The following is a 23526-nucleotide window of genomic DNA, read 5'->3' as shown; positions in this document are numbered from 1 at the left end:
CCGTGAGGAGTGGCCTTTCGACTGTGGTCAAGCGGCCACACGTGGCCTTTCGACGGGTGGGGAGCCGACGGGAACCGCGGGCGGGTCAGCGGCCCTGGTTCGCGACGGCCTCGGCCGCGGCGCGGGCGGCCTCGGGGTCGAGGTAGCGCCCGCCCGGGGTCACGGGACGGAACTCATCGTCCAGCTCGTAGACGAGCGGCATACCCGTCGGGATGTTGAGGCCGGCGATGTCCTCGTCGGAGATGCCGTCGAGCGTCTTGACCAGGGCGCGGAGCGAGTTGCCGTGGGCGGCGACCATGACGGTCAGGCCGTCGGCGAGGTCGGTCTGGATCTCGTTCTCCCAGTAGGGCATGAGGCGCGCGACGACGTCCTTGAGGCACTCGGTGGCCGGCATCGCGGCGCCGAGCCCGCGGTAGCGGGGGTCACCGTGCTGCGAGAACTCGTCGTCCGCGTCGATGGGCGGCGGCGGCACGTCGTAGGAGCGGCGCCACAGCATGAACTGCTCCTCCCCGAACTGCTCGAGGGTCTGCTTCTTGTCCTTGCCCTGCAGCGCACCGTAGTGGCGCTCGTTGAGGCGCCAGTCGCGCTTGACCGGGATCCAGTGCCGGTCAGCCGCGTCGAGCGAGAGGTTCGCGGTCGTGATGGCCCGGCGCAGCAGGGACGTGTGCACGATGTCGGGAAGGATCCCGGCCTCCTTGAGCTGCTCGCCGGCGCTCACGCCCTCGGCGCGGCCCTTGTCGGTGAGGTCGACGTCGACCCAGCCGGTGAAGAGGTTCTTGGCGTTCCAGTCGCTTTCGCCGTGACGGACGAGGACGAGCGTGTAGGTCATGGCGCCAGCCTAGCGACGGCCGATCAGGCGTCCGACCCGTCGTCCAGCAGGTGTCGGAAGGCGTCGAGGTTGCGCGTGGACTCCCCGCGCGAGATCCGCCAGGCCCACTCCTTCCGCATCGACCCGAGGAAGCCGAGCGCGAGCAGCTCGTTGAAGACGTCGTCGCTCGCGGACAGCACGATGCCGAAGACCTGATCCAGGTGGTCGGCATCCACCGCGACGGTCGGGATCTCGCCGCGGAGGTAGACGTCGCCGTCGGTGTCGATGGCGTAGGCGAGCCCCTGCAGCCGCAGGTTCTTGCGCAGCAGGGTGCGGTAGAAGGCCTCGTGGTTCTCGTCCGGGTTGCGGATGACGAACGCGCTGAGGCTTGTCGTCCGGTCACGCACGAGCACCGAGACGACGGTCTTGAGCTTCTTCTCCCCCGGCAGGGTCACGACGTACTCCCCCACGCGTCCGCCGAGCTCCCAGTCGAGACCGACCGAGCCGAGGTATGCCGTGAGGCGGGCCTCCGCCTGCGCGCGCGGTGAGTCGTCGGCCGGCGTGGTGTCCTGCAGCTCGGCGGTCACGGGATCACCGCGGTGGGGACGCCGACGAGGCTCTGGCCCTCGTCGATCGGCGACTCGTTGGTGCCGTGGGCGCGCTCTCGCATGGCCTGACGGTAGACCTCGAGGAGCCGGTCCGTGGTCGCGCCCCAACCGAACTGCGCGGCGTGGGCGACGGCCGCCGAGCCCAGCGCCAGCCGACGCGGGGTATCTCGCAGCAGCGACTCGACGGCGTCCGTCCAGTCGGGGCTGGCGTGCCCGTCGACGAGGACGCCCGCGTCACCGACCGCAGTGGGCAGGCCCCCGACGCGGGCGGCCACGACGGGGGTGCCGCATGCCTGCGCCTCGATGGCGACGAGGCCGAAGGACTCCGAGTGGCTCGGTACGACGACGAGGTCCGCGGCGCGGTACCACTGCGCGAGGACCGGACGGTCGACCGGTGGCACGAAACGGACGACGTCGTCGATGCCGAGGAAGCGCGCCAGCTCCTCGAGCTCGTGGGGCCGCGTGAGCCCGCTGCCGCTCGGTCCGCCGAGGACGGCGACCGTCAGGCGCCGGCGTCGTCCCGGGTCGCGCTGCAGCAGCTCACCGGCGACCCGGAGCAGGACGTCGGGGGCCTTGAGCGGCTGGATCCGACCGACGAAGAGGAGCAGCTCGCCCTCGACGGGCAGACCGAGGGACCGACGCGCCTCCGCCCGGTCACCGGGCGTGAACGTCGACAGGTCGACCCCCGGAGGGACGACGGACACCTTGGCCGGCGGGGCGGCATACAGCTCGATGAGCTCGCGGGCCTCGTCGTCGGTGTTGGCGATGAGCCGGTCGGCGGCGTCGACGACCTGGACCTCGCCGATCTCGCGGCCCCGCGGCTCGGGCGGGTCGCCCTCGGCGAGGTGGAGGTTCTTGACGCGGGCCATGGTGTGCATCGTGTGCACGAGCGCGACGCGCCACCGGTCGGCGGCGAGCCAGCCGACCTGACCCGAGAGCCAGTAGTGCGAGTGGACGAGGTCGTAGTGGTCCTCGGGGACCGAGAGCCCGGCTTGCATGATGCCGGCCGAGAAGGCACAGAGCTGGCCCGGGAGCTCCTCCTTGGCCAACCCCTCGTACGGGCCCGCGGTCACGTGCCGCACCCGAACTCCGGGGACGAGGTCCGCCTCGACGGGCGTCTCACCCGTCGTGCGACGGGTGAAGATGTCGACCTCGACGCCGCGCGCGGCGAGCTCCTTCGCCGTCTCGGCGACGTAGACGTTGAGCCCGCCCGCGTCACCGGTGCCGGGCTGCTCCAGGGGCGAGGTGTGGACGCTGATCATCGCGACTCGTCGCGGCTCGACCGCCATCGGCATCCCTTCGTCCTGCAAGACCTGCTCGGCCTGCTCGTTCCTTGTCTCAACCACACCCCCCGTTCGAGGTATTCCGCCGTCGCCGGTGACCGTGGAATACCTCGAACGGGGCGCCACGCGTAGCCTGCGGACGTGCCTCCCCATCAGCGACCCGTCGGCACGGTCACTCGGGGGACGACGAACCCGAACCGGCTGCGCCGGTGCGACCGGTGGATCGCGGGCCCGCAGGCGTGGCGGCTCCGACGCAGCACCGCCTCGCCCGTCGTCGTCGACCTCGGTTACGGCGCGTCGCCCACCACCGCCGTCGAGCTGCACGACCGGCTGCGGCGGGTGCGGCCCGACGTCCGGGTCGTCGGCATCGAGATCGACCCGGCGCGGGTCGCGGCCGGCAAGCCACTGGAGCGCGACGGCCTCAGCTTCCGGCTCGGCGGCTTCGAGATCCCGCTGGAGGCGGGTGCCCGGCCCATGGTCGTGCGCGCGTTCAACGTGCTGCGCCAGTACGCCGAGGACGAGGTGCCGGCCGCCTGGGCCCTCGTGCAGGAGCGACTGGCCCCCGACGGCCTGCTCGTCGACGGGACCTGCGACGAGATCGGTCGCCGCGCGGCGTGGGTCGCGGTCGACGCCCGCGGGCCGGTCAGCCTGACGATCTCGCTGCGGATGGGCGGCCTCGATCGGCCCTCCGACGTGGCCGAGCGGCTCCCGAAGGTGCTCATCCACCGCAACGTCCCGGGCGAGCCGATCCACGCCTTCCTCGCCGACCTCGACCGGGCATGGGCTCGACACGCACCGCAGTCGTCATGGGGTGCTCGCCAGCGCTTCCTGGCCGCCCTCTCCGAGCTCCGGGAGCGCTGGCCGCTGCTCGACGGACCGTCCCGGTGGCGACTCGGCGAGCTCACCGTCGACTGGTCGGCCGTGGCTCCCCTCCAGCGCTGAACGCAGGTATGCCGCCCGGCGGGGCGGGCGGCATACCTGCGTTCGTGCGTGGTGCGAAAGGCGCTGGTCCCCGCTGTCAGCGGGTGTAGTCGTCCTCGAGGCGCTCGATGTCGGCCTCGTCGAAGTGGCCGAAGCCGACCTCGAGCAGGCGCCCCGGGCGGCTCCCGGAGTTGCCCATGCGGTGGATCGAGTTGCGCGGCACCCAGACCGTCTCGCCCGGCTGGGCGCTCCACGTGCGGTCGCCCACCGTGACGTCGATCGGCACGTCGAGGACCTGCCACATCTCGCCGCGGTGGTCGTGGCGCTGCAGCGAGAGCCGGTGGCCGGGCTGCACGGTGATGATCTTGACGGTGACCTGCTCGTTGGAGACGAACTGCTGGAACTGCCCCCAGGGGCGCTCCGCCACGAAGATGTCCTGGGCAGGGTTGCGGTCGCTGACCTCGTAGTCGTCAGGCGAGTGCGCGGGCCCCTGGCCCGGCGCCACGGCCGAAACGGTGGCACCAGCGCGGTGCTGGTCGGTCATGGGGTCCCCCATCGTCGGTGAGAGCCCAGTGTGCCGCATCCGGCCACGATGGTGCGCCAGGCGGTGTCCGGTGGGTCCTACCAGCCGCTGTTCGAGCGGCCCCGGCCCCCGAGGCCTCGAACCTGGCGCAGCGCGGGGCGGACGTCGGCGAGGTAGACGGCGGCACCCATGAAGCTGGCCAGACCGAGCAGCCCGATCGGGTTGAAGACCGAGATGGAGCCGAGGACCAGCGCCGCCCCGGTGATCAGGAGCCAGAACCGCTTGGTGCGCTTGCTGGCGGCCACGTAGGCGTTCTCCGGGTGACGCACGGCGTCGACGAAGGCAAAGATCTCGCAGCCGAGGGCCACCACCCCGATGACGAGGGTGACGAGGCTCTGGTATCCCGCGTAGAGCTGCATGCGAGCAGCGTAACCCGGCGCGCGGTCAGAACCGCCTCCAACCGGCGACCGGACTCGACGGGTTCAGGCGTCGACGACGAGCGTGACCGGGCCGTCGTTGACGAGCGAGACCTGCATCATCGCGCCGAACCGGCCCTGCTCGACCTCGATCCCCCGCGCCCGGAGCGCGGCCACGAGGTCCGTGACGAGCGGCTCGGCCACCGGGCCCGGAGCGGCCGCGCTCCAGGAAGGTCGACGCCCCTTGCGGGTGTCGGCGTAGAGCGTGAACTGGCTGACGACGAGGACGGGCGCCCCGGCGTCGGTCAGGCTCTGCTCGTCGCGCAGGATCCGCAGCTCGGCGATCTTGCGCGCCATCCGCTCCACCTGGTCCGGGCCGTCGTCGTGCGTGACCCCCACCAGCGCGAGCAGGCCGGGGCGGTCGATGGCGCCGACGACCTCACCCTCGACTTCGACCCGAGCGCTCGTGACGCGCTGCAGCACCGCCCTCACGCGTGGCTCAGACGCCGACGGCGACGACGGAGCCGACGGGCTGTCCGTGACCGAGGACCGGCTGGTGCTCGAGGACCTCGAGGATGTCGTCGCCGCCCACGCCGATGCGGCGCAGCATGGCGGCGAGCAGGACGCTGCGCGCACGCGAGGTGCCGTCGGCGACCTTGACCGCGACGCCACGACCATCGGGCAGGCCCACGGCGTAGACAGCCTCGGCGCCGTCCTTGGCGACGAGCCCGTCGACGCCCCGGATCAGCGCGGTGACGTCGCGGTGCGTGCCGCCGAGATACTCGGGGAAGGCGCGGATGGCCGTCGCGATCTTGGCCTCGGGCCCGTCCGTGGCGGCGGCCAGACGGCCGAACGAGAGGGCCAGCGCGCGTAGCGGCACGGCATGGATCGGGGCGCCGCAGCCGTCGACGGCGACAGCGCTCGGCTCGGCGCCGGTGAGCTCACGCACGGTGTCGGCGATGGCCACCTGGAGCGGGTGGGCCGGGTCGCGGTAGGTCGCGAGGTCCCACCCGTTGACGACGCACGTGGCGAGCATCGAGGCGTGCTTGCCGGAGCAGTTCTGCACGATGGACTGCTTGGGCCGACCGCTCGCGATCCACCCGATCCGCGCCGCGTCGTCGTAGGGGTAGTCGGGGGTGTTCTGCAGGTCGGTCTCGGTCAGGCCCGCGCCGGCGAGGATCTCGCGAGCCGCCTCGACGTGGAAGTCCTCGCCCGAGTGGCTCGCGCATGCGAGCGACAGGAGGCGCCCGTCAGTGGCCAGGCCGCTGCGCACCATCGCGAGCGCCTGCAGCGGCTTGCTCGAGCTGCGGGGGAAGACGGGTCCGCTCGAGTCGCCGATCTCGAGCTCGACCGAGCCGTCGGGAGCGGTGACGACGGCGGTGCCGTGGTGGACCGACTCGACGAAACCGGCGCGCACCACGTGCGCGACGATCGGGGCGGCGGCGAGCGCCGCGCTGACTGACGTGGACGCGGTGACGGGTGACGGGGCGCGGTGATCGGACACGACCCGCAGTATGCCGGAGCGGCGCGGCAGGGCCGCCACCCCGGGTGGGGTGACGGCCCTGCGGTCCAGCTGAGTGCCGGCGCGAGGCTCAGCTCATCGCGGTCGTCGTGCTGGTCGTGCTCGTCGAGCTCTTCTTCGCGGCCCTCTTCGCCGGCGCGGACTTCTTGGCAGCGGTCTTGGCAGCGCTCTTGGTGGCAGCCGTCGTCTTGGCGGCCGTCTTCGAGGCCGTCTTCCTCACGGCCCTCTTGGCCGGCGCGGCCTTGCGGGCGACCGTGGCGTTGGGGTCGTCCGTCGTGGCCGAGCTGCGAGCGGCGACCTTGCGGGTCGTCCTGGCCTCGACCTCGTTGTCCTTGCGCGTGGCGGCGGCCTTCTGCGCTGCCGAGCTACGGATCGCCTGCTGGTGCGCGGCGGTGCGCACGGCGGGGACCGGAGCGGCCGCGGACTCGACGGCGTCGACCGAGGACCCGACCTGCGAGCCGACCTTCGAGGCATCCTTGGCGACGACGTCCATGAGGGTCTTGGCCACCTTCTCGCCCTCAGTGACGGCGGTCTCGGCGACGCGACGACCACGGGTCACCGTGGCAGTGCCGCGCTCGCTGAGGTCGAACGCGGTGCGCTCGCCCTGGGCGCGCAGATCGGTGACGACCTTCTCGCCGCGGGCAGCGGCGGCGTCGTACTGGTCCTTGGCGTTGCTCGCGATGACGAGGCCCTCGTTGAGGACTCGGGCCGGGAGGTCCTGAGCCTGCGTGACGAAGCGCTCGGCATACGTCGTCGCGAGCTTCTGGAGCTCGGCGGTGCGGTTTTGGAGGTCGGCGATGCGCTTCTGGAGGTCGTTCTGCAGCTGGTTCGCCTCCTTCTTGGCACCCTTGCGCAGGTCGGCGCCCTTGGCCTGTCGGCGGGCGACCTCGAGCTGCTCGCCGGCGGTGCGGACCGTGTCGATCGCGATGTTCGCGGCGCCGACGACGGCGTAGAACGGCGTCGGGTCGACCTGGACGTCGGGCATGCGGCCCTCGACCTGGACGAGCTGGCCGCGCACGTCGGCGACGGCGGCCTCGGCCTGCTTCTGGGCGTCCTTGACGGCCTGGGTGATCTTCTTGGTGAGTGCCATCTCAGTTCTCCTTCTCGTTGAGCTCGGGGGCCGCAGCAGCGGTCGTGCTGCGCGACGGGCGCCGGCGCGGTGCACCAGCGGGCGTATGCGTGGAGCGCGGGGGACGTGGAGTGCGCGGTGCCGTGGCGGCTGCCGTCCCGTCGGTGCCGACGAACGACAGGTAGATGTCGACGAGCACCGCGCGCTGCCGGTCGCTGAGGACCGGGTCGGCGGCGATGGCGGAGAGGACGTCGGGGGCGGCGGCAGGGTCACTGTCGGTGACCCGCTCGTCGAGGATGCCGGCCCGGACGTAGAGCGACTCGGCCGACACCTGCAAGCCCTTGGCGATCTGCTGCAGGATCTCGGCGCTGGGCCGCTTGAGGCCACGCTCGATCTGCGACAGGTAGGGGTTGGAGACACCGGCCATCTCAGCGAGCTGACGCAGCGACAGCTGGGCGCTCTCGCGCTGTTCGCGCAAGTAGGCCCCGAGGTCGGGAAGCGGAAGCTTGCTCATGCCTCCATTGTGCTAACTAGAGCAAGCAGAATGCAAACTCTGGGCAGCGTGAGACGTCCCACACCGCCTCCAGGGTGCAGGAAAGTGAGCACTCGACGGGGTGGGTCCGGCGCGTAGAAGGTGAGCACTCGACCGGTGGGGTCCTGTCGAGTGCTCACTTCCCCACGTGGATACCCCGCTCGAGCGGTTCAGCGGGTGCGGCGGTCCTTGATCGCGAGCGCCTCGCGGGCCTCGGTGGTCGACATCGGCGGCCGCTGCATCACCGTCGCGAGGTCGGCGGCCCGGGCCACGAGCTCGCGGTTGTGCTCGACCGGCCGGCCCCTGGCATACATCAGATTGTCCTCCATGCCGACGCGCAGGTGACCGCCGGCCGAGAGGGCCGCCGCGACGATGGGCAGGTGCGCGCGGCCGATGCCGGTGGCCGACCAGCTCGTCACCTCGGGCGGCAACATCGCGACCCCGGCGAGGAGGGCCTGAGGCGTGCCCGGCATGGCGCCCGGCACCCCGGTGACGAAGTCGACGTGGACCTTGCCCCCGTAGGGCAGGCCGCACTCGTCGATGAGCCGGCGCAGGGCGTGCACGTGTCCGAGCTCGAACAGCTCGAACTCCGGCACGACCTCGCGCTCCTGCGCCTGGCGATAGAGATCGACCATGAAGCCCCACGGGTTGAGGAAGACGCCGTCGCCGAAGTTCGTCGTGCCGCACGTGAGAGAGCATGAGTCGGGGTCCGCGTCGAGGACGGTGAGGCGCTTGTCGAGCGGGTCGGTGACGGCCCCGCCGGTCGAGAGCTGGACGACGAGATCGGTGGCCTCGCGCACCCCGTCGACGGCCTCCTTGAGGAAGGCGGGCTCCAGCGTCGGCTGGTGCTCGCGGTCGCGCACGTGGATGTGGATGAGGGCGGCGCCCGCCCGCTCGCACGCGACGGCGGTCTCGACGAGCTCCTCCGGCGTCGTCGGCAACGCCGGGACGTCCGACTTGGCGGTCTCGGCACCGGTCGGCGCGACGGTGATCAGGGTGCTCGCGACGCTGCGTGCCGTGCTCATGGCGCTCATGGCGCTCATCCTGCCAGCGCCGGCGACCGCGTCCGCTCAGGGCGCGACGATGACTGTCTGCGCGGCCGAGAGGTCGTCGACGAGGAGCTCGAGGGTCGGGTCGGTGTTGCGCTTGATGACCGCGAGGGCGATGGGGCCGTCGACGTGGTGGCGCGCGACCGAGGTCACGTGCCCGACGACGCGGTCACCGGCCCGGACCTCGCTCCCCTGCGCCGGCAGGACGTGGCCCGACCCGTCGAGGTGGAGGAAGACGAGACGCCGCGGCGGGCGGCCGAGGTTGTGCACCCGGGCGACGGTCTCCTGACCGCGGTAGCAGCCCTTGTGCAGGTGCACGGCCGTGCGCAGCCAGTCGACCTCCTGGACGATCGTGCGGTGGTCGGTCTCGAGGCCCAGGCGCGGACGCCACGCAGCAATACGCAGCGCCTCGGCTGCCCAGAGTCCGGCGAGCGGCCGATCGCCCACTGCCGCAACAAGATCGGCGCGTGGCACGATCACCTCGCGCCAAGCCCGCTCGGTGCCGGGGTGCTCGTCGACGGGGCCGTATGCCGCACTGTCGCCGACGAGGCCGGGCCATGGGTCGCGCCAGGCCAGGGGTTCACCCTCGACGGACTCGCTGGCGTGCGGCTCGCCGAGTACCGCCCAGTCGTCGGTGACGAGAGCGACCTCGACCCGCAGCATGAAGCGCATCTTGTCGAGCCAGTCGGTCAGGGCCTGCCCGGCACCCGGTTCCGTGGTGATCCACGTCGTGTCGCCGTCGTCGACGAGGTGCAGCGAGTGCTCGACATGGCCCTTGGGAGTCAGGATCAGGGCCTCCCGCGACTGCCGCGGCTCGAGGCCGAGGAGGTGCTGGGTCGTCAGCGAGTGGAGCCAGCTGAGCCGGTCGGGTCCGGTGACCGTGACGACGTCGCGGTGCGAGAGGTCGACGACCGCGAGGCCCTCCTCGAGGAGGCGCTGCTCGCGCATCGGGTCGCCGTAGTGCAGCGCGACGCCTGCTTCGAGGCCCTCGCCCGCCACAGCCCCCGGCCAGGACAGCAGGGGGCTCCTCGTCGTCGAAGGGGTCGGCAGCTCCACGTCGCTCATGCCCGGTGGAACGCTCACGGCATACGCCTCATTCCACGCGCTTGAGCGTGGCCGACACGTGGCTCTGGAGCTCCTGGCCGACGGCGGCCATGTCCATGACCCACAGCAGGTTGGAGTCGACGAGGCCGTACATCCGGGTCGCGGCGTTGTACTCCTTCGCCCCCGGGGCGCGCAGGACGCCGTCGGTCTTGAGCTGGATCTTTGCCGGCTCGATCTTGCCGTAGTAGAGCTCGAGGATGCCGGTCGGGTGCGCGAGCAGCAGCTCGACCTCGCCGTTCTCCAGCGGACGCCAGAACCCCGACTCGACCGCGGCCGGGCGCACCTTGGCCCCGTTCTCGGAGTCGAGGATCCAGGCTCGGCTCTCCCACTTGAGGAAGCCGCGTCCGTCGTGGGTGACCTCGACCTCCTGGCCGAAATGCGCGGACTCGATCGTGGGATAGCCCACGACCCCGGCACCCTCCCAGCGTCCGATGAGCCAGGCGAGGGGTCGCAGCGGCTCGGGGATGTCCTGGTCGAGGTTGAACATGCGCCCGATCGTAGCCTGATGTCATGGACGCCCCCGCACGCTCGCTCGTCGTCAAGGTCACCGCCGGCACCGAGGCCCCTGAGCGCCTCTCGCAGGCCTTCACGGTCGCCGCGACGGCCGTCGCCAGCGGCGTCGCCGTGTCGCTCTGGCTGACAGGTGAGTCGACGTGGATGGCCGTTCCGGGACGGGCTGAGGAGTTCGAGCTGCCGTATGCCGCCCCGCTCGCCCCGCTGCGTGACGCGGTGCTCGCGGGTGGCCGGCTCACCGTCTGCACGCAGTGCGCGGCACGGCGGGACCTGACCGAGGACCACCTCGTCGACGGTGCGGCCATCAAGGGGGCCGCGGTCTTCGTCGAGGAGGTCATGGCCGAGGGCGCGCAGGCCCTCGTCTACTGAGCATTCCCAAAGCCGTGGCCTCTCAACCGGCGGCAGGCGACAACGCGTGGCCTCTCGACGGGCGGCAGGCGGCCAGACGTGGCCTCTCGACGGTTGGAGCGCCGGGTGGGGTGGGGTGGGGCGGGTCGGGCTCGAGGGTGGTCAGGTGAGGACGGAGAAGAGGTGCACGACGGCACCGACGACGAGCACCGAACCGACACCGGCGCTGACCTGTCCGCGGACCGTGAGCACGGCCGGCTCCAGCGCGAGGACCCGCCGGAACGACCACGACACCGTGCCGACCGCGGCACCGATGCCGAGCGCCTCGAGCGTGCCCACCGCGGCGAAGCGTGACGCGACGACCGCGGCGAGCATGCCGACCACGAGCGCGACGAAGCCCAGGAGGGGCGCGGCGACCCGGACTTCGGAGAGGAGGTCCGCGACGACGGCAGCCGCGACCGCGGCCATGGCCACGACGGCAACGGCCTGACCGCGGTGGGTGTCGGCGGCGACGACCGCCGTCGTGCCCGAGGCGATGACGACGAGCCCGCCGAACGACGAGAGCAGCGTGAGGACGAGGCCCTCGCGGCCCGTCCGCCGGACGAGCTGCCCGACGAACGCGAGGACGATGCCGAACGCCACGGCGGCAGGCACCCACAGCAGGTCCTCGCGCAGGGCGCTCAGCACGATGGCCACGGAGGCGACACCGAGCACGACGCTCGTCGCCACCGGCGTCCACGAGCCGGTGAGCCGAGGCCACCCCCAGACGAACGCGAGGGCGAGCACGAGCGTCACACCCAGCGTCGCGGCATACCCGGAGTCCTGCGCGACGAGGAGGACCACCGCGGCCACGAGAGTCGCGACGATGCTGCCCCAGCGGATGCGTGCGGCGCCCAAGGGCGAGAGCGGTTCCCGGAGCGGCCCGGCGGCCCCGGGTGCACCGGAGGCGTGGGAGCGGTCGGGGCCGGGCTCGCGCAGGGCCGCGTTGTCCTCAGGCACGGTGGCCATTGTGCATCAGCCTCCGGCGAAGGGCGGCAGCACCTCGACCGTGCCACCGTCGGGCACCGGCTCCTCGCGTCCCACGGCGCGCCCGTCGAGCAGGAAGCTCGCCACCGCGGCGACGCGCGCGAGCTCCGGGTGCGCGGCGACCGCCGCGTCGACGACCTCACCCACGCTGGCACCCGTCCGCGTCTCGCTGTCGGTGCCCGCCGCCGCCCGGGCCGCGGCCCAGTAGCGCACCGTGACGGTCGCGGTGGGCGTGGCTGGAGCGGCGGTGTCCGCGGCAGCGGCGAGCGCCGGTGCGGCCGACGGGCCCGTACGCGGCGCGGGTGCACTCGGGGCCATCTCACACTCCGTCTCATCGTTGATGCGGTCTGGTTCGCAGGTGACCAGTCTCGCCTATCCTGCATGAGATGGCCCGCCTGCTGCTGCTCACCAACGCGCTCGCCCCGAGCGCCGAGGTGCTGCCTGCCCTCGGGCTGCTGAGCCACACGGTGCGTGTCTTGCCCGCGGAGGCGACGGCCCTTGTCGACTCGCCCGACTGCGACGTCGTCGTCGTCGATGCGCGACGGGAGCTGGCGAGCGCGCGCTCCCTGTGCCGGGTGTTGCGCACGACCGGGATCGGCACTCCCCTGCTGGCCGTCCTCACCGAGGGCGGCCTCGCTGGCCTCACGTCCGAGTGGGGGCTCGACGACGTGCTGCTGGACACCGCCGGGCCCGCCGAGGTCGACGCCCGGCTGCGGCTGGCGATGACCAAGGGACAGGACGACGACGCCGGCCTCGACCTGCCGATCACTTCTGGCGAGCTCGTCATCGACGAAGCCTCCTACTCCGCGAAGTTCCGGGGCCACCCGCTCGACCTGACCTACAAGGAGTTCGAGCTCATCAAGTACCTCGCGCAGCACCCGGGCCGGGTCTTCACCCGCGCCCAGCTGCTCCAGGAGGTCTGGGGTTACGACTACTACGGAGGCACCCGCACCGTCGACGTCCACGTGCGGCGGCTGCGGGCCAAGCTCGGTCCCGACCACGAGACGCTCATCGGCACGGTCCGCAACGTCGGCTACCGCCTGGTGCCCGACCGCGCCGAGACCCCGGCTCCCGGAACCCCGACTCCCGAGACCGCCGACGCCTGACTCCGGCAAGGGCGGCGGCGCGGTAGGGGCTCACGCGAGAGCGGCCCGGCTCCGTGGGGAGCCGGGCCGCTTCGTCATCGCGACAAGGTCACTGCACGCTGATGCGGTCGAGCGGTGCGGGCGAGTAGTTGGCGTTCGCCGGCTTGGCGAGGTAGTTCGCGAAGGCGTCGATGTCGAGCCCACCGAAGTACTTCCCGGTGCCACCCTGGAAAGCAGGGAAGTTGTCGCCGCCGTCGGAGAGGAAGTTGTTCGTGACGATGCGGTACGACGCGGCCTTGTCGACCGGCTTGCCGTTGATCGCGACGGTGCCGTCGACGACCTTCTGCGTCGCCGTGCTCCAGGTGTAGGTGAAGCCCTTGTTCACCTGGAGCGTCTTGGCCTGCGAACCGGCGTTGGCTCCCGTCCGCTGCTGGTTGAGGACGTCGTAGATCTGCTGACCCGTGAGATTCATCGACACGAGGTAGTTGTTGAACGGCTGGACGTTGAACGCCTCCTCGTAGGTGACGGCCCCCGGCGCCTCGCCGTACTTCGAGCTCGAGTAGGTAAGGTCGGCCCGAATGCCGCCGGGGTTCATGAACGCCGCGACCGGGGTCTGTCCACCCGTGACGACCGACGGGTCGGCCAGTTGTGCGTCCGCGATGAGGTCACCGAGCGGGGACTCACCCGCGCCACTCTGCGTCCTGACGATGTCAGCCGAGATGGTGCCGATGACCTTGCTGGCGATCGCCTCGACGAGCCCCTTGTACTTCATGATGAGGTCCGTCTCGGTCTTGTCCGCGGCCACGGTGCGCGTCACGAGGTTGTTGACGGAGTCGGCCTCGGTGGGTCGGACGATGTCGGACGTGCGACGGTCGTAGGTCACCTCGGTGTCGTTGTAGAGCCGCCCGAACGAGGAGGCGGACGTGACCAGGCGCGGGACGCCGTTGGAGTCGGGGATCGCGCAGACGTACGGCTGGTGGGTGTGGCCTGAGATGACCATGTCGATCGCCGGGTCGAGGTTCTTGACGATCGGGATGATCGGCGAGTCGGCCGACAGCGAGCCGCCGCCCTTGCAGGCGTAGTCGTACGGCGTGCCGGCCGGCGGGGTGCCGCCCTGGTGGATGAGCACGACGACGGCGTTGACGCCTTGGGCCTTGAGGACCGGCACGAGTGCGTTGGCGGTCTTGACCTCGTCGTTGAACTGGAGGCCGGCAACGCCGGATGCCGTCACGATGGACGGCGTGTCCTTGAGCGTCATGCCGATGAAGCCGATCTTGGCGCCATTGAAGTTCTTGACCCAGTAAGGCGGCAGGATCGTCTTGCCCGTGGCCTTCTCGACGACGTTGGCCGCGAGGTACTGGAACTTGGCGCCGGTGAAGGTGCCCTCGGGGCAGGAGTTCTGGTTGTTGGCGCCGGCGCCGTCGTCGATGCAGCCGCCGGTCTGGAGGCGCTGGAGCTCCTTGTAGCCCTCGTCGAACTCGTGGTTGCCGACGGACGTGGCCTCGAGCCCGAGGTTGTTGAGCGCCTCTACCGTCGGCTCGTCGTGGAAGGCCGCGGACAGCAGCGGGGAGGCCCCGACCATGTCACCCGCGGCCACCGTCACGGTGTTGGGGTGGCCCGCGCGGGCCTGCTTGAGGTGCGTCGCGAGGTACTCGACGCCGCCGGTGTCGACGTTGCCGGCCTTCGTCAGGGTGCGGCCGCTCGAACCCGACGGGGGCTCGAGGTTCCCGTGGAAGTCGTTGAACGACAGGATCTGGATCGGGAACTGCGTCTTGCCGGGCGCCTTGCCGGTGTCGGGCCCGGCGGTGGGTGCCGCGAGGGCCGGTGCCGCGAGGGCCGCGGCGCAGATCCCTGCGACGGCGACGCCCGTGATGCGGCGGGTGGTACGGGACATGTGTCTCCCCTTGTTCAGCGGTGTGAGTCGCGTGCCCATCGGCACCCACGGAGGCTAGTGCCCGGAGGGTCGCCGGAGGGGCTTGCCGAGTAGCGATGTTGTGAGTTGCGGTGCAGGGCCCCCGAGCCCTGACCGGACCTTAGCCGGGAAGGGCGACAGGCGGGAGACCCCCGGGCGTCGCTGTGGTGGAATCGCGGTATGCCGCGCCCGACGGTCGCCCTGCGCGACGCGACGAACCAGCTCACCGCCGACGAGTCCGCTGCCGTGCTCGCCCTCGCCGAGGAGGCCGCGTCGGTCGACGGCTCGCAGGCGCTGTCGGAGCAGTTCCGGCTCTCCGTGCAGTCCCGCCAGCACGCGGGCGTCGACCACCTGCTCGCGACGGACGCCGAGGGTCTGCTCGTCGGCTACGCGCAGTCGCGCACCGGCGACGGACCGCCCTCCGGGGAGCTCGTCGTGGCGCCCGCGGCCCGGCGGTCCGGCGTGGGCACCGCGCTGCTCGCGAGCCTGCCTGACGGCATACGCGTCTGGAGCCACGCGACGGGTGGGGCAGCGGACGCGGCTGCCGCCTTCGCCAGCGCCAACGGCCTCGTGGCCGTGCGCTCCCTGCACGTCATGGGTCGCGCCCTGCAGGACGGGCTCGCGTGGCCGCCCGCTTCGCTCGATGGGAGGTATGCCGTCCGCTCCTTCGAGCGCGGACGTGACGAGGACGCGTGGCTGGCACTCAACGCCGCGGCGTTCGCGCACCACCCGGAGCAGGGGTCGCTGCGCCGGGCCGACCTCGTCCAGCGCATGGCCGAGCCGTGGTGGGACCCGGCCGGACTCATCCTCGTCGTCGAGGCGGACGCGCCCGACGTGCTCGCAGCCTCGCACTGGACCAAGGTCGACCCCCCGGGTGGGGACGTCGGCGAGGTCTACGTCGTCGCGGTCTCTCCCGACCGGCAGGGGCAGGGCCTCGGCCGGGCCGTCACCGTGCTGGGCCTCGACCACCTACGCGCCCTGGGTCTCCACCGGGTCGTGCTCTACGTGGACGAGGACAACGTCGCCGCCGTGCGCACCTATGCCGCCCTCGGGTTCGTCGACATCGAGGTGCACCGGCAGTACGCCCGGGCGGAAGCGGTCGACCGCACCGCTTCGCCCGCCCCCGGCTGAGACGAGTTCACCCTCGGATCACCGTTCGGTGCCACGATGGACGCATGAGCACCGGCAGCCTCACCACCCCCGACCTCGACCAGCAGAACACCCAGGCGGCGGAAGCCCGTGACGCCGCAGCCGAGGAGCCGACGAGCGAGGCGGCAGAGGTCAGCTCGTTCACCAGCACCGTCCCGACCCGGCGCACGCCCGCGCGGGCGCCCAACGGGCGCTTCGTCGGCGCCGGTGGGCAGGAGGACGAGGACGAGCTCCCCGCTGACCGCTACCTCGAGCGCGAGCTGTCGTGGCTGCAGTTCAACGAGCGGGTGCTCCAGCTCGCGATGGATCCGGCCGTGCCGCTCCTCGAGCGCACCCGCTTCCTCGCCATCTTCGCCAACAACCTCGACGAGTACTTCATGGTCCGCGTTGCCGGGCTCAAACGGCGCATCGCAACCGGCCTGGCGGTCCGCACCGCGGCCGGGCTGGAGCCTCGCGAGCTGATCGAGCGCATCGCCCGCCTCGCGCACGAGCTGATGCAGCAGCACGCCAGCGTCTTCCAGCACGACGTGCGTCCGACGCTCGAGGACGAGGGCATCAGCCTCGTGCGCTGGGACGACCTCGACGAGGACGACCGGGACCCGCTCCACTACTTCTTCGCCGACCGTGTCTTCCCGGTGCTCACCCCGCTCGCGGTCGACCCCGCCCACCCCTTCCCCTACATCTCCGGCCTGTCGCTCAACCTCGCCGTGCTGCTGCAGAACCCGAAGACGGGCACCGAGCACTTCGCCCGGGTCAAGGTCCCGCCCAGCCTCCCCCGCTTCATCCTCGTCGAGGAGGACGTCGACGCCGAGGTCGAGCGCAAGCGCTTCGTCCCGCTCGAGGACGTCATCGCGAGCCACCTCGACCAGCTCTTCCCCGGGATGCTCGTGCAGGAGCACTTCTCCTTCCGCGTCACGCGCAACGAGGACCTCGAGGTCGAGGAGGACGACGCCGAGAACCTCCTCACCGCCCTGGAGAAGGAGCTGACCCGGCGCCGTTTCGGCCCGCCGATCCGGCTCGAGGTCGAGGAGGACATCGACCCCAAGGTGCTCGACATGCTGGCCCGCGAGCTGCAGATCAGCGACCGCGAGATCTACCGGCTGCCCACCCCGCTCGACCTGCGTGGCCTCTTCACCGTCGCCGACGTCGACCGCAGCGACCTCGAGTTCCCGAAGTTCTTCCCGCGCACCCACCCGGACTTCGCCCCGACCGAGAGCGCCAAGGCCATCGACCTGCTCACGGCAGTGCGTCAGAAGGACGTCCTCGTCCAGCACCCGTACAACTCGTTCTCGACGTCGGTGCAGGCCTTCATCGAGCAGGCAGCCACCGACCCGAAGGTTCTCGCGATCAAGCAGACGCTCTACCGGACCTCGGGCGACTCGCCGATCATCGACGCCCTCATCGACGCCGCCGAGGCGGGCAAGCAGGTGCTCGCCGTCGTCGAGATCAAGGCGCGCTTCGACGAGGTCAACAACATCTCGTGGGCCCGACAGCTGGAGGAGGCGGGCGTCCACGTCGTCTACGGCGTCGTCGGCCTCAAGACCCACGCCAAGCTGTGCCTCGTCGTGCGCCAGGAGTCCGAGGGCCTCGTGCGCTACTGCCACATCGGCACCGGCAACTACAACCCGAAGACGGCCCGCGTCTACGAGGACTTCGGCCTCTTCACGACCGACCCGCAGGTCGGCGAGGACCTGTCGCGGCTCTTCAACCTCCTCTCGGGATTCGCGCCGCGCAGCAAGTTCAAGCGGCTCCTCGTCGCACCGCGTTCCGTGCGGTCGGGCCTGATCGACCTCATCGACGAGGAGATCGACCTCCACGCCTCGCGCCGCGAGGGGGCTCCGTCCGGACGCATCGTCATCAAGGCCAACTCGATCGTCGACGAGGCGCTCATCGACGCGCTCTACCGGGCCAGCATCGCCGGCGTCCGCGTCGACATCTGGGTGCGCGGCATCTGCGCGCTCCGACCCGGCGTCGACGGCCTCTCCGAGAACATCCGGGTCCGCTCCATCCTCGGACGCTTCCTCGAGCACTCCCGGGTGTTCTGGTTCGACCACGGGGGCGAACCGCAGGTCTACATCGGCAGCGCCGACATGATGCACCGCAACCTCGACCGTCGGGTCGAGGCGCTCGTGAGCATCGCCGAGCCCAGCCACCTCGTCGAGCTCGCGGACCTCATCGACCTCGCCTTCGCGGAGACCACGTCGCGCTGGGACCTCGGCTCGGACGGCCGCTGGGTGCGCCACCACCTGTCCGACTCCGGCGAACCGCTGGACGACCTGCAGGAGAAGCTCATCGAGCGCCACGACAGACGGCGCCGCAAGGCGCGGCGGCGCTGACGGCAGGTCGGCATACGGCCGGGTTGCGACGGTCACTGCGCCGGGAAGGCCCGCATCGGGCAGACTGGCACGCGTGGCCTCAGTGATCCCAGCCGCCGGCACGCTGCCCTGGCGCCGTCGCGACGGACGCCTGGAGGTCGCCCTCGTGCACCGGCCGAAGTACGACGACTGGTCGTGGGCCAAGGGCAAGCTCGACCCCGGCGAGCACGCCTGCGTGGCCGCGGCGCGCGAGACCCTCGAGGAGACCGGGCTCGTCGTGCGCCTCGGGGTGCCGCTCCCGTCGGCGGAGTATCCCGTGCTCGACGCGACCGGAGGTCCGGCCACCAAGCAGGTGCACTACTGGTCGGCCCGCGTGACCGGCGGCACCGGGACGCTCGAGCACGAGATCGACGAGGTCGCCTGGGTGGACGTCCGCACGGCACACGACCGCCTCGACTACGCCCGGGACCGTGAGCAGCTGCTCGCGCTCGTCCGGGCCGACCGCAGCGACGAGCTGCGCACGTGGCCCATCGCGTTCGTCCGCCACGCCAAGGCGATCCCGCGCGGCAAGTGGAGCGGCGACGACCGGCGGCGACCGCTGGATGCCTTCGGCCGGGCCCAGTCGACCACCGTCTCGGCGGTGCTCGGCGCCTACGGCGTGAAGCGCCTCGTCTCCTCGTCGTCGACCCGCTGCGTGGCCACCGTCGAGCCGTATGCCGCCGCGCGCGGACTGCGCCTGCGCACCCGCGACGCGCTCTCGGAGGAGGGCTTCGCCGAGAGCCAGGAGGGGGCCGTCGCCCAGGTGCGGCGCCTGCTCGAGCGCGGCGACCCCGCCGCCGTGTGCAGCCACGGCCCGGTGCTCCCGACCCTCCTCCGGGTCCTGCACACCCGCGTCGCGCACTCCCCCGAGCGCGGCGGGATCGTGGCCGAGCACCTGCGCGCAGCCGCGGACGAGTCGATGGCCAAGGGCGAGGTGCTCGTCTGCCACCTCGTCGGGCGGGGCGAGGACGCGCGCGTCGTCGACGTCGAGCGCATCGACACCTGACGTCCGGACGGTCCTGAGCACCTTCCGGGGTGTCGTCCGAAACCCTTCATCGTGGGCCTGCGGGCGGCATCGCGCACCTCGAGGATGCGCCTCGCCCCAAGACGTCGTCCTCCGTTCACCCGGCGTTAACCGCAGTTGGATGAACGGTCATCCTGCGCGCCTATGTTCGCGGTGGATCCACGTCCGTGCAGCGCTGCCCGGACCCGTCCCACAAACCCAAGAACACCCCATCGAGAGGGATCACACTCGTGTCTGTTTCGCGTATCAGCGCTTTCGGCGCCATCGCCCTGTCCGGCGCTCTGGCGCTGTCGGCCTGCGCGTCCGAGAACAACGGCGCCACTCCCGGCGCGGGCTCCACCGCCGCCGGCTCGACGGCCAGCGGCGACTGCTTCAGCGGTGACCTCAAGGCCGAGGGCTCCTCGGCCCAGAAGAACGCCATCGACGAGGCGATCAAGGCGTACCAGTCGAAGTGCGCCGACGCCAACATCGACTACCAGCCCACGGGCTCGGGCGCCGGCATCAAGCAGTTCATCGCCAAGCAGGTCGACTTCGCCGGCTCCGACTCGTCGCTCAAGACCACGCCCAAGGACGGCAAGGTCGAGGCCGAGGACGCCAAGGCAGCCTGCGGCTCCGAGGCTTGGAACCTGCCCATGGTCACGGGTCCCATCGCGATCGCCTACAACGTCAAGGGCGTCGACAAGCTCGTGCTCAACGCCGAGGTCGCGGCCAAGATCTTCGACGGCAAGATCACCACCTGGAACGACCCCGCCATCGCCGCCCTCAACAAGGGCGTCACGCTTCCCGCCACGCCGATCAAGGTCTTCTTCCGCTCCGACGAGTCGGGCACGACGGAGAACTTCACGAAGTACCTCAAGGCCGCGGCGCCCGACGCCTGGTCCTACGAGACCGGCAAGAAGTGGACCGGCAAGGGCGAGGGCAAGGAGAAGTCGGCCGGTGTCGCCACCGCCACGAAGGGTCAGGACGGCGGCATCACCTACGTCGAGCTCTCCTACGCCCAGCAGAACCAGCTGCCCATGGCTCAGATTGACACCGGCTCCGGCCCCGTCGCACTGACCGCCGAGTCGGCCGGCAAGACCATCGCCACGGCCAAGCAGACCGGCATGGGCAACGACCTCGCGCTCAAGATCGACTACGCCACCAAGGAGGCCGGGGCCTACCCGATCGTCCTCGTGACGTACGAGGTCGTGTGCTCGAAGTACGCCGACGCCGCGACGGGCAAGAAGGTCAAGAGCTTCCTCAAGACCTTCGCCTCGGACCAGGTCCAGAAGGGCCTCGAGTCCAAGGGCTACGCTCCGCTGCCGGCCGAGGTCGCCACCAAGGTCCAGACCGCGGTCGACGCGATCTCCTGAAGCTCCCCATGACCCGGTCGGAGCGATCAGGCCAGGTCGACAACGCAGGGGCGGGCGCCACTCTCGGCGGCCGCCCCTGCGCCAGTACCACGCAACCGAAGGAAGGGGCCTCCACGTGTCCACAGTGACGGGCGTGTCAGCCGCGGACCAGACTCCCGGGCCGGACGGGCAAAGGCCGCTGCAGGGCGACCGGGCCTCCACGGGTCGCCTCGGCGACCGCATCTTCGGGGGCGCGGCGACGGTGTCCGGGGTCATCGTCATCGGCATCGTCACCCTCATCGGGGCCTTCCTCGTGGTCCAGGCCGTCCCGGCCCTGATGGACAACTCGGTGAACTTCTTCACGAGCCGGGTCTGGTCCCCCGGAGGCGATCAGCCCGCCTTCGGCATCCTCGAGTTCCTCTGGACGACCGTCGCCGCCTCGACGGTCGCGATGCTCCTCGCAGTGCCCGTCGGCGTCGGCGTGGCGCTGTTCCTGACGCAGTACGCCCCGACCTGGTTGCGCGGGCCGGCCGCCACGCTCGTCGACCTCCTCGCCGCGGTGCCCTCGATCGTCTACGGCCTCTGGGGCCTCGTCGTCTTCTTCCCGGTGTGGAAGCCGGTGCAGGACGGGATCGAGGGTGCGCTCGGCTGGTTCCCGCTCTTCGCCCCCACGGGCATCTCCGGCGGCACGATCTTCTTCATCGGCATCGTGCTGTCGATCATGGTCCTGCCCATCGTCACGGCTCTCTCGCGCGAGGTCTTCGCCCAGACCCCGACGGCCCACAAGGAGGGCGCCCTCGCCCTCGGTGCCACGCAGTGGGAGATGATCCGCACGGCAGTGCTGCCCTTCGGCCGCCCCGGCGTCATCTCCGCCGCGATGCTGGCCCTCGGCCGCGCGCTCGGCGAGACGATCGCTGTGACCTTCCTCGTCTCCGCGCTCGCCGACGGCACCAGCTGGACGTGGTCGCTCTTCAACGGCGGCGAGACGTTCGCCTCGAAGATCGCGAACAACGCAGCCGAGTTCAGCAACCCGAACAAGACCGGGGCCTACATCGCGGCCGGGCTCGTGCTCTTCGTGCTGACGTTCATCGTCAACAGCATCGCCCGCGTCGTCATCGAGCGCAGGAAGGCCTTCACCGAATGAGCACCGCCACGGACCGCCGCGTCCCCGACGACGCCACCGTCGACGACGCAGCCTCGCCCCCGGGCGGCCGCCCCGGGCGGGATGCACTGGCCCAGATGCGCCACCCCCACCGGGCCCGCGCGGTCAAGGACGTCGTCGCCCGGATCGTCATGTGGGGCGCCTTCGTCATCGCCGTCGTCCCCCTCGTGTGGATCCTCTGGACCGTGATCGCCAAGGGCGCCCACATGCTCGCCTCGTCGACGTGGTGGACGGGCAACCAGCGCAACATCAACTCCGACGACGCCGGTGGCGGTGCCCGGCACGCCATCGAGGGCACGCTCCAGATGGTCGGCGTCACCGCCCTCATCGCGGTGCCCATCGGCATCCTGACCGCGGTCTACCTCGTCGAGTACGGTCGCGGCGCCCTCGCGCGGGTCATCAGCTTCACCGTCGACATCCTCTCCGGCATCCCGTCGATCGTCGCGGCCCTGTTCATCTACGCGGTCTGGGTGACGACCTTCGGCATCAGCCGGTCCGGCTTCGCCGCGTCGCTCGCGCTCGTGCTGCTCATGATCCCGGTCATCGTGCGCTCGACCGAGGAGATGCTCAAGCTCGTGCCGAACGAGCTGCGCGAGGCGGCATACGCCCTCGGTGTGGCCAAGTGGGTCACGGTCGTCAAGATCGTGCTGCGCACCGCCTTCTCCGGCATCATCACCGGGGTGCTGCTCGGCGTCGCCCGAGTCATGGGTGAGACGGCGCCGCTGCTGATCCTCGCGCCCTACACGAAGAACTTCCAGCGCGACCTCTTCAACGGCAACTTCCCGACACTGCCCATGATGATCAACCAGGACCGCGGCGACTACGCCCTGGCCACCGCCGCCGAGCGCATGTGGGGCGCTGCCCTCACCCTGATCCTCCTCGTCCTGCTGCTCAACCTCATCGGCCGAGTCATCGCGCACTTCGGCTCGATCAAGAAGTAAGAGAAAGCGAACTTCACGATGGCAAAGCGAATCGACGTCACCGACCTCAACGTCTACTACGGCTCCTTCAAGGCCGTCGAGGGTGTCTCGATGACCGTCGAGCCCCGTTCCGTCACGGCCTTCATCGGCCCTTCCGGCTGCGGCAAGTCGACCTTCCTGCGCACCCTCAACCGCATGCACGAGGTGATCCCCGGCGGACGCGTCGAGGGCAAGGTCATGCTCGACGACCAGGACCTCTACGACAGCTCGATGGACCCCGTCACCGTGCGCCGCACCGTCGGCATGGTCTTCCAGCGGCCCAACCCGTTCCCGACCATGTCGATCTACGACAACGTCGCAGCGGGCCTGCGCCTCAACGGCGTGAAGAACAAGAAGACGCTCGACGGCATCGTCGAGCAGTCGTTGCACGGCGCAAACCTCTGGAACGAGGTCAAGGACCGCCTGAACAAGCCGGGTGCGGGTCTCTCCGGCGGTCAGCAGCAGCGCCTGTGCATCGCACGCGCCATCGCCGTGCAGCCGCAGGTGCTCCTCATGGACGAGCCGTGCTCGGCCCTCGACCCGATCTCGACGCTGGCCATCGAGGACCTCGTCAACGAGCTCAAGAGCGAGTTCACGATCGTCATCGTCACGCACAACATGCAGCAGGCAGCGCGGGTCTCGGACCGCACCGCCTTCTTCAACCTCAAGGCGACCGGCGAGCCGGGACGTCTCGTGGAGATCGGCGACACGACGCGCATCTTCAACAACCCCTCCGAGCGGGCCACCGAGGACTACATCTCCGGCCGTTTCGGCTGACCGGGCCCGCCCCGAAGAAGCAATCGAAAGAGCAGTCCGTCCCTGTCTCGC

Annotated in this window: 25 protein-coding genes; 10 read left to right on the top strand and 15 right to left on the bottom strand. The window is 71.0% G+C overall.

Going from position 1 to position 23526, the window contains the following annotated elements; genetic code table 11:
- Positions 1-85: 85 nt before the first annotated feature.
- The 3 genes from AB4030_RS17460 to mshA are packed head-to-tail and all read right to left on the bottom strand — an operon-like array spanning position 86 to position 2711.
- Positions 86-829, bottom strand: coding sequence for a phosphoglyceromutase (locus tag AB4030_RS17460; protein ID WP_442280476.1), 744 nt, complete (start codon positions 827-829; stop codon positions 86-88).
- Positions 830-852: 23 nt separating this feature from the next.
- Positions 853-1395 (bottom strand): YbjN domain-containing protein, encoded by a 543-nt coding sequence (locus AB4030_RS17455; RefSeq protein ID WP_442280475.1) that lies wholly within the window; start codon positions 1393-1395, stop codon positions 853-855.
- On the bottom strand, positions 1392-2711 hold the full coding sequence (mshA, locus tag AB4030_RS17450) for a D-inositol-3-phosphate glycosyltransferase (protein ID WP_442280479.1): 1320 nt from the start codon (positions 2709-2711) through the stop codon (positions 1392-1394). The genes AB4030_RS17455 and mshA overlap by 4 nt, the downstream gene beginning before the upstream one ends.
- Positions 2712-2840: 129 nt before the next feature.
- Here mshA and AB4030_RS17445 point away from each other — a divergent pair, with 129 nt between their 5' ends.
- Positions 2841-3641, top strand: a complete 801-nt coding sequence (locus AB4030_RS17445; RefSeq protein WP_442280474.1) for a class I SAM-dependent methyltransferase — start codon at positions 2841-2843, stop codon at positions 3639-3641.
- A 76-nt stretch (positions 3642-3717) separates the two neighbouring features.
- Here the strand turns inward: AB4030_RS17445 and AB4030_RS17440 are convergent, their stop codons facing one another.
- The 9 genes from AB4030_RS17440 to AB4030_RS17400 all read right to left on the bottom strand — a co-directional run bounded on the left by AB4030_RS17440 (position 3718) and on the right by AB4030_RS17400 (position 10322).
- Positions 3718-4164: a phosphomannose isomerase type II C-terminal cupin domain gene (locus AB4030_RS17440; protein WP_442280473.1), complete on the bottom strand. Its 447-nt coding sequence runs from the start codon at positions 4162-4164 to the stop codon at positions 3718-3720.
- Between the two features lie 77 nt (positions 4165-4241).
- Positions 4242-4562: a DUF2516 family protein gene (locus tag AB4030_RS17435; protein ID WP_442280472.1), complete on the bottom strand. Its 321-nt coding sequence runs from the start codon at positions 4560-4562 to the stop codon at positions 4242-4244.
- 63 nt (positions 4563-4625) lie between these two features.
- Positions 4626-5051 carry a D-aminoacyl-tRNA deacylase gene (gene dtd, locus AB4030_RS17430; RefSeq protein WP_442280471.1) on the bottom strand — a complete coding sequence of 142 codons (426 nt, stop codon included), beginning with the start codon at positions 5049-5051 and terminating at the stop codon, positions 4626-4628.
- Between the two features lie 7 nt (positions 5052-5058).
- On the bottom strand, positions 5059-6063 hold the full coding sequence (locus AB4030_RS17425) for an asparaginase (protein ID WP_442280470.1): 1005 nt from the start codon (positions 6061-6063) through the stop codon (positions 5059-5061).
- 88 nt (positions 6064-6151) lie between these two features.
- Positions 6152-7171, bottom strand: a complete 1020-nt coding sequence (locus AB4030_RS17420) for a hypothetical protein (RefSeq protein WP_442280469.1) — start codon at positions 7169-7171, stop codon at positions 6152-6154.
- A 1-nt stretch (position 7172) separates the two neighbouring features.
- Entirely contained in the window at positions 7173-7664 is a 492-nt protein-coding gene (locus AB4030_RS17415; protein WP_442280468.1) for a helix-turn-helix domain-containing protein, read from the bottom strand.
- A 188-nt stretch (positions 7665-7852) separates the two neighbouring features.
- Positions 7853-8716 (bottom strand): 3-keto-5-aminohexanoate cleavage protein, encoded by an 864-nt coding sequence (locus AB4030_RS17410; RefSeq protein WP_442280467.1) that lies wholly within the window; start codon positions 8714-8716, stop codon positions 7853-7855.
- 36 nt (positions 8717-8752) lie between these two features.
- On the bottom strand, positions 8753-9796 hold the full coding sequence (gene ygfZ, locus AB4030_RS17405; RefSeq protein WP_442280478.1) for a CAF17-like 4Fe-4S cluster assembly/insertion protein YgfZ: 1044 nt from the start codon (positions 9794-9796) through the stop codon (positions 8753-8755).
- Between the two features lie 28 nt (positions 9797-9824).
- A complete protein-coding gene (locus AB4030_RS17400; RefSeq protein ID WP_442280466.1) occupies positions 9825-10322 on the bottom strand; it encodes an FABP family protein in 498 nt (165 codons plus the stop codon).
- 23 nt (positions 10323-10345) lie between these two features.
- Here AB4030_RS17400 and AB4030_RS17395 point away from each other — a divergent pair, with 23 nt between their 5' ends.
- Complete coding sequence (locus tag AB4030_RS17395; protein ID WP_442280465.1) at positions 10346-10717, top strand: DsrE family protein; 372 nt, start codon at positions 10346-10348, stop codon at positions 10715-10717.
- A 141-nt stretch (positions 10718-10858) separates the two neighbouring features.
- On the opposite strand, the gene AB4030_RS17390 is transcribed toward AB4030_RS17395, so the two are convergent.
- Together AB4030_RS17390 and AB4030_RS17385 are read right to left on the bottom strand one after the other, a co-directional pair.
- Positions 10859-11704, bottom strand: a complete 846-nt coding sequence (locus AB4030_RS17390) for a hypothetical protein (protein WP_442280464.1) — start codon at positions 11702-11704, stop codon at positions 10859-10861.
- A gap of 6 nt (positions 11705-11710) precedes the next feature.
- Positions 11711-12040 (bottom strand): MoaD/ThiS family protein, encoded by a 330-nt coding sequence (locus AB4030_RS17385; protein ID WP_442280463.1) that lies wholly within the window; start codon positions 12038-12040, stop codon positions 11711-11713.
- Positions 12041-12108: 68 nt separating this feature from the next.
- Here AB4030_RS17385 and AB4030_RS17380 point away from each other — a divergent pair, with 68 nt between their 5' ends.
- The gene (locus tag AB4030_RS17380) at positions 12109-12828 is read left to right on the top strand and encodes a response regulator transcription factor (protein ID WP_442280462.1); all 720 of its coding nucleotides are present in this window, start codon (positions 12109-12111) and stop codon (positions 12826-12828) included.
- 88 nt (positions 12829-12916) lie between these two features.
- On the opposite strand, the gene AB4030_RS17375 is transcribed toward AB4030_RS17380, so the two are convergent.
- Positions 12917-14701, bottom strand: a complete 1785-nt coding sequence (locus AB4030_RS17375) for a bifunctional metallophosphatase/5'-nucleotidase (protein ID WP_442280461.1) — start codon at positions 14699-14701, stop codon at positions 12917-12919.
- A 198-nt stretch (positions 14702-14899) separates the two neighbouring features.
- On the opposite strand from AB4030_RS17375, the gene mshD reads away from it, so the two are divergent.
- The 7 genes from mshD to pstB all read left to right on the top strand — a co-directional run bounded on the left by mshD (position 14900) and on the right by pstB (position 23475).
- Positions 14900-15850, top strand: a complete 951-nt coding sequence (mshD, locus tag AB4030_RS17370; RefSeq protein ID WP_442280460.1) for a mycothiol synthase — start codon at positions 14900-14902, stop codon at positions 15848-15850.
- A 44-nt stretch (positions 15851-15894) separates the two neighbouring features.
- Positions 15895-18204, top strand: a complete 2310-nt coding sequence (locus AB4030_RS17365; protein WP_442280459.1) for an RNA degradosome polyphosphate kinase — start codon at positions 15895-15897, stop codon at positions 18202-18204.
- 73 nt (positions 18205-18277) lie between these two features.
- Entirely contained in the window at positions 18278-19228 is a 951-nt protein-coding gene (locus tag AB4030_RS17360) for an NUDIX hydrolase (protein ID WP_442280458.1), read from the top strand.
- A 248-nt stretch (positions 19229-19476) separates the two neighbouring features.
- Positions 19477-20598, top strand: a complete 1122-nt coding sequence (gene pstS / locus AB4030_RS17355) for a phosphate ABC transporter substrate-binding protein PstS (protein WP_442280457.1) — start codon at positions 19477-19479, stop codon at positions 20596-20598.
- A 115-nt stretch (positions 20599-20713) separates the two neighbouring features.
- Entirely contained in the window at positions 20714-21721 is a 1008-nt protein-coding gene (gene pstC, locus AB4030_RS17350; protein WP_442280456.1) for a phosphate ABC transporter permease subunit PstC, read from the top strand.
- On the top strand, positions 21718-22680 hold the full coding sequence (pstA, locus tag AB4030_RS17345; RefSeq protein WP_442280455.1) for a phosphate ABC transporter permease PstA: 963 nt from the start codon (positions 21718-21720) through the stop codon (positions 22678-22680). The genes pstC and pstA overlap by 4 nt, the downstream gene beginning before the upstream one ends.
- Positions 22681-22698: 18 nt before the next feature.
- Positions 22699-23475 (top strand): phosphate ABC transporter ATP-binding protein PstB, encoded by a 777-nt coding sequence (pstB, locus tag AB4030_RS17340; protein WP_442280454.1) that lies wholly within the window; start codon positions 22699-22701, stop codon positions 23473-23475.
- Positions 23476-23526 lie beyond the last annotated feature (51 nt).

It is taken from the genome of Terrabacter sp. 2YAF2, from assembly GCF_052114705.1.
Lineage (GTDB): Bacteria > Actinomycetota > Actinomycetes > Actinomycetales > Dermatophilaceae > Terrabacter.
Note: the sequence above shows the minus strand (reverse complement) of the source record. Positions and strands in the feature narration are given on the sequence as shown.

Bases quoted from the DNA above. Each gene is read 5' to 3' on its own strand.
- AB4030_RS17435 (WP_442280472.1), bottom strand. From the start codon at position 4,562: ATGCAGCTCTACGCGGGATACCAGAGCCTCGTCACCCTCGTCATCGGG.
- AB4030_RS17415 (WP_442280468.1), bottom strand. From the start codon at position 7,664: ATGAGCAAGCTTCCGCTTCCCGACCTCGGGGCCTACTTGCGCGAACAG.
- AB4030_RS17420 (WP_442280469.1), bottom strand. From the start codon at position 7,171: ATGGCACTCACCAAGAAGATCACCCAGGCCGTCAAGGACGCCCAGAAG.
- AB4030_RS17385 (WP_442280463.1), bottom strand. From the start codon at position 12,040: ATGGCCCCGAGTGCACCCGCGCCGCGTACGGGCCCGTCGGCCGCACCG.
- AB4030_RS17375 (WP_442280461.1), bottom strand. From the start codon at position 14,701: ATGTCCCGTACCACCCGCCGCATCACGGGCGTCGCCGTCGCAGGGATC.
- AB4030_RS17390 (WP_442280464.1), bottom strand. From the start codon at position 11,704: ATGGCCACCGTGCCTGAGGACAACGCGGCCCTGCGCGAGCCCGGCCCC.
- AB4030_RS17380 (WP_442280462.1), top strand. From the start codon at position 12,109: ATGGCCCGCCTGCTGCTGCTCACCAACGCGCTCGCCCCGAGCGCCGAG.
- mshA (WP_442280479.1), bottom strand. From the start codon at position 2,711: ATGCCGATGGCGGTCGAGCCGCGACGAGTCGCGATGATCAGCGTCCAC.
- AB4030_RS17395 (WP_442280465.1), top strand. From the start codon at position 10,346: ATGGACGCCCCCGCACGCTCGCTCGTCGTCAAGGTCACCGCCGGCACC.
- pstB (WP_442280454.1), top strand. From the start codon at position 22,699: ATGGCAAAGCGAATCGACGTCACCGACCTCAACGTCTACTACGGCTCC.
- AB4030_RS17460 (WP_442280476.1), bottom strand. From the start codon at position 829: ATGACCTACACGCTCGTCCTCGTCCGTCACGGCGAAAGCGACTGGAAC.
- AB4030_RS17365 (WP_442280459.1), top strand. From the start codon at position 15,895: ATGAGCACCGGCAGCCTCACCACCCCCGACCTCGACCAGCAGAACACC.
- AB4030_RS17410 (WP_442280467.1), bottom strand. From the start codon at position 8,716: ATGAGCGCCATGAGCACGGCACGCAGCGTCGCGAGCACCCTGATCACC.
- AB4030_RS17400 (WP_442280466.1), bottom strand. From the start codon at position 10,322: ATGTTCAACCTCGACCAGGACATCCCCGAGCCGCTGCGACCCCTCGCC.
- AB4030_RS17440 (WP_442280473.1), bottom strand. From the start codon at position 4,164: ATGACCGACCAGCACCGCGCTGGTGCCACCGTTTCGGCCGTGGCGCCG.
- mshD (WP_442280460.1), top strand. From the start codon at position 14,900: ATGCCGCGCCCGACGGTCGCCCTGCGCGACGCGACGAACCAGCTCACC.
- ygfZ (WP_442280478.1), bottom strand. From the start codon at position 9,796: ATGAGCGACGTGGAGCTGCCGACCCCTTCGACGACGAGGAGCCCCCTG.
- pstA (WP_442280455.1), top strand. From the start codon at position 21,718: ATGAGCACCGCCACGGACCGCCGCGTCCCCGACGACGCCACCGTCGAC.